A 4,396-nucleotide genomic window follows, 5' to 3' on the forward strand; every position below is an offset into this window, starting at 1 on the left:
CGGGTTTCGAACCGCATCATCAAGGAAGTCGATGGCATTTCCCGCGTAGTGTATGACGTGTCGGGCAAGCCGCCTGCTACGATTGAGTGGGAATGATTTCGCGTCTGGCAACAGCCGGCACGTAAAAGCAGTAAAACATCGCTAAGCCCTCATCATTGAGGGCTTTTTTATTTTGATCATGGTTTGTCATCGCGTAATTATTAATAATCACATTAATGCAGAAATAAATTTATGGTGTAACACCGTTATGATATAGCCGGAGAAAATATGGATGATGGACTCGCGCATTTAATTTCGGATTTTCAAAAAAACGTTATGGCTGCGGTTCAATTAATGTATCGGTCAGGCATTCCTTTGCCATCCAGTTGTGATCACTGGATTAAAATGGATATTCCTGTTCGTGGAACGCTCGATGGCGGTGGGGAATATTATAAACACGGTGCTGGGTGCGCAGTGAGCTTTGAGCAGGGACGCATTGATTTCGATTTTGGTGAACACGGGGAAATTGGGGGATTCAATTTATGGTGGCTTTCCCAATTTGCCAGCAATGAACTCGCAACGTATGGCTTTATTAGTGAAACTGAGCTTGCCGAGAGTCTCAAGAACGCACTCTCTATGGGGGAGTTAGTTTGTGTAAGGTATGACCTGTGTTATCTGGCAAACAAGCCTCGTATGTTTGCTATTGATATTGATTCACGCCTTCCCGGTGATGAGCTTCCAAGTCGTAACCAAGATCCTGTCTTCACACTTTACGCTCATACTTTCCAGGCAGCAGATCTTATGCTTGAAAATTATATGTCGCTCAGTAAAAAGTGGGATAAAAACAATTACCTTAGTCAACGAGAAAAGGTCAACCACCGGATCTATCTTTCGACGTGGCTTGGTTTTTTAAGAGCCACTTGCGAGGGATTTGGGGATCTTAAAATGCGCCTTTTGCTTGGAGAAAATCGGCCTGCAACGTTCAAAGAGCTCATCCCAATGTCGGATAAGCTAGGAAGGATGATGAAGAAACATGCCGATCCTCTCCGAGAGTTGAGAAATGATGTTTTCCACCGCCGTGAAGATGCCTCAGCAGTACGTCAGTTCTTTGAACTTGGCATGGATCGCCTTACTTGGGCTCATGAGTTACATGGCGCGCTTGCCGCGTTCTTTTCCCGATACCGTGTACTCTGCGAGGTACACTACCTGATGAATGGACGCAAAGGAGAGAGTGATTTAAGGCACCAACGCCTCCGTCGTAAAAAAAGGGCACTTTAAGCGCTCTTATCTACACTGCCTCAACGCATCACGAGTGCGTTTCAGTCTCACGGGTGACACAAACTTGAATAGGCTCTTCGATAGCGCCCAGACTGAGGAGCCGTTGCAATGCGGATATTGCGGTATCGGTGAGTTCATGCCCTTTGGTCAGCACCATCAAATCATTGTTGGTACGGATATCCTCATCAATTATCCAACCGGTTTTTAATTCACCAATCCGTACCGTGCGGATACCCGCCAGATTAGCGCGAAAATCTGTCAGACTTTTAATGATGTATTCAGGAATGGCGGGGTGTGCACCACGCAGAATTTCTCTCGGATGATCCAGACTTAACCCTCTGGCTGCATGGCGTTCTAACAGTAGCGTTGCGTGTAACAGTTGTGCGCCCCTGATGACTTCAACAGGCGCATCGACGGGAGCCGCTGTCATTTGGTAACGGATAATATCGGCGACCTTCTCAAGCCGCGGGATGTTTGTCACTAACCGAGCGGCAACATTAGGATGTTCCTCTAGCAGTTTTTTTTCTTCTTCAGAAAGGGGGCGTTGCGCTGCATCAGCTTGAACGATATCGATTGGAATGCCAACACAGCCGATCTGGCTCAATGCCGCTGCGATGGTGTATATCCATTCATCAGGCCACGCGAGTTTTTTCAGCGCATGTTGCACGCCGGATTGGGCAAAGGCTGAGCGCTGGAAGGCCCAGGGGGCCACCATAGCGAGTACTTCTGTCATCGTTTTTACAGATGCGCTGAGTGTGGTTTCTAATAATTCTTTTTCCAGACGAACAAGCTGATACTGCCCAACGGCATCGTTGAGTGCCAAAACCAGTTCTTCTTTCGAGCAAGGTTTACAAAGGTAACGAAAGATTGCGCCTTTGTTGATTGCCGCGATAGACGATTCAATATCAGCTTGACCCGTCAGGAGGATGCGTACACTGTCGGGGGCGATTTCTCGTGCTTTTTCGAGGAAGGTTGCGCCATCCATACCAGGCATTCGCATATCTGACACGATCACGGCAAACGATGCTCCCCAACGAACGGCATCCAGTCCTGCCTCACCACTGCGTGCGGTTGTAACGTCAAACTCACCAAAAAGATTTCGTTCCATCGCTGAGAGTACATTGGGTTCATCGTCAACACAGAGCACGCGGGGATGCGCTATTTCAGTCATGATTGCATTCCTGTATATGGGCGAGCATGTTTTGCCATAACGGTTGCTTGCTAAGCATGCCGGTTTGTTCAAGATAGTCCATGTCAAGGGGGGTGCTATTAGCGAGAGCAACAGCGACATGCACGGCACCGACTACACAGAATTCAGTGTCTGTGATGAGAGAGGGCTGCTCGTGGTACGCAACGGCTTCCACAATATCTAGGGGCAATCCCCATAATGACAGGAGATAGGCGCTTACGGCTGCGTTAACGGTGGTGTTACTGCGTGTTGTGGCTGTCAGACCATGGTGTTGTCTGATTTCAGGTATCAGTTGTGCGATATTGGCAAGCAGTGCGGCGACTTGTGCAGTACTTTGATGACCCGATATTTGGGCTGCTAACGTTGAGGCCAGCAGGGCGCTTTGTTGTAATTGCGCTATATGGGGATCTGTTTTGGCGTCTGAAAATACTTGCGATGCAAGGATGAGAATCTTAACGTGATCCAACCCCAAATGGCCGATGGCATTTGCGATATTCGTTATGTGGCTGCCTCTGGAGAAATAGGTCGAGTTGGCAAGTTGTAAAATTTTTGCGCTTAAAGCAGGGTCACTGCTTAGCAGTCGTGTAATGTGCCGTGTATCTCTGTCAGAATGCGCGAGAAGATGATCTATTTCGACAAACACGTTTGAGGCTGTTGGCAAGTGACTCGCATGACCTATGATATTGACGACTGCGGGATCCTGAAGCATATCGCGCAGTAACAACGTGTTTTTTACCATGCCTATCAGCATATTGCTGTCACAGGGTTTAGAGACAAAGCGGTGAGCGACGTCCAGCATACGTTCAGTGGCATCCGGGTCAGAATAGCCAGACAGGATGACTCGTATTGTACCAGGCCAGTGTGTACGTATTTGTGAGAGTAATTCAGCGCCATCCATAAAGGGCATGCGCATGTCGGATATCACGACGTCTGCCGGTTGTTCTTCCAGCATGGAGAGTGCCTGTTGCCCACTGTTGGCAAATCGACATTCCCATTCGATGTTTTGCATCATCAGCGCGCGTTCAATGCCGGAGAGCACTCTGCTTTCGTCGTCGACGAACATCACTTGCATGCAGGAGGGTCCTCAGGGAGAGCGTTAAGCGGCAGCAGTAAGATAAATGTTGTACCCACACCTTCTTCCGACTCGCACCGGATCTGTCCTTGATGTTTATCCACAATAATTGAATAAACAATAGCAAGGCCTTGGCCTGTCCCTTTACCTACGGGCTTAGTCGTAAAAAAGGGATCGAAGATGCGGTCACGAATACTAGCAGGAATACCAGTACCATCGTCTTGCACACGGATTTCCATGTATTCACCGCATCGAGCAGCAGAGATAGCGATATGGCCTTTTTCTTTAACGGTTTGCTGGATAGTGTCAGCAATCGCATGAGCGGCATTGACGACCAGATTTAAAATTGCCTGGCCAATGGCATCTCTCAGGCAGGGAAGAGGAGGTAAGTTATCCTCGAAATGAGTCTCAAGTTCAGCAACGTATTTCCACTCGTTGCGTGCGACGGTAACTGTTGTGTTGATAATATCGCGTACATCCACCTGCTCTTTTTCGTTGTGAGAAGGGTAAGAAAATTCTTTCATGGCGGCGACGATTTTTGCGATATGAGCAAGACCTTCAAGGGATTCGTCTAACGCCCCAGGGATTTGCCGACACAAGAAATCCACTTTCAACTGTTTACGCGCTGTGTCGAATGCGGCCACGGCGGGCTCTTCTGCACATTTTTCTCGTATGGCATCGAACAGTATTTGCGTCGTTTCCAGTAGGCTAATAAGCGACGACGCGGCGGTTTTCACGAAGCCCACATTATCGCAGACATATTGCGTAGGCGTGTTTATTTCGTGGGCGATGCCTGCGGCGAGTTGACCAATGGATTCCATCTTTTGTGCTTGAAGGAGTTGCGCTTGAGCCAACCGTAGCTCTTTGAGTGCTTTTTC

At 48.4% G+C, this 4,396-nt stretch carries 5 protein-coding genes; 2 read left to right on the forward strand and 3 right to left on the reverse strand.

Annotated features, from left to right (window positions below):
- Together J5224_RS23520 and J5224_RS23525 are read left to right on the forward strand one after the other, a co-directional pair.
- On the forward strand, positions 1-96 hold a 96-nt coding region (locus J5224_RS23520), incomplete at its 5' end, for a hypothetical protein (protein WP_264627659.1).
- 171 nt (positions 97-267) lie between these two features.
- Positions 268-1,257: a DUF6896 domain-containing protein gene (locus tag J5224_RS23525; RefSeq protein WP_264627656.1), complete on the forward strand. Its 990-nt coding sequence runs from the start codon at positions 268-270 to the stop codon at positions 1,255-1,257.
- Between the two features lie 28 nt (positions 1,258-1,285).
- Here the strand turns inward: J5224_RS23525 and J5224_RS23530 are convergent, their stop codons facing one another.
- The 3 genes from J5224_RS23530 to J5224_RS23540 form a co-directional block, all read right to left on the reverse strand.
- Positions 1,286-2,428, reverse strand: a complete 1,143-nt coding sequence (locus J5224_RS23530; protein ID WP_264627660.1) for a response regulator — start codon at positions 2,426-2,428, stop codon at positions 1,286-1,288.
- Positions 2,421-3,518 carry a response regulator gene (locus J5224_RS23535; protein WP_264627657.1) on the reverse strand — a complete coding sequence of 366 codons (1,098 nt, stop codon included), beginning with the start codon at positions 3,516-3,518 and terminating at the stop codon, positions 2,421-2,423. Before J5224_RS23535 ends, J5224_RS23530 begins: the two co-directional genes overlap by 8 nt.
- Positions 3,509-4,396: sensor histidine kinase (locus J5224_RS23540; RefSeq protein WP_264627658.1), on the reverse strand; the 888-nt coding region annotated here is incomplete at its 5' end. The genes J5224_RS23540 and J5224_RS23535, both read right to left, overlap by 10 nt.

This window comes from Candidatus Symbiopectobacterium sp. NZEC135 (assembly GCF_025962695.1).

What these genes read in the sequence shown, in the direction of transcription:
- J5224_RS23530 (WP_264627660.1), bottom strand. Translation starts at nt 2,428, where the DNA reads ATGACTGAAATAGCGCATCCCCGCGTGCTCTGTGTTGACGATGAACCC.
- J5224_RS23535 (WP_264627657.1), bottom strand. Translation starts at nt 3,518, where the DNA reads ATGCAAGTGATGTTCGTCGACGACGAAAGCAGAGTGCTCTCCGGCATT.
- J5224_RS23525 (WP_264627656.1), top strand. Translation starts at nt 268, where the DNA reads ATGGATGATGGACTCGCGCATTTAATTTCGGATTTTCAAAAAAACGTT.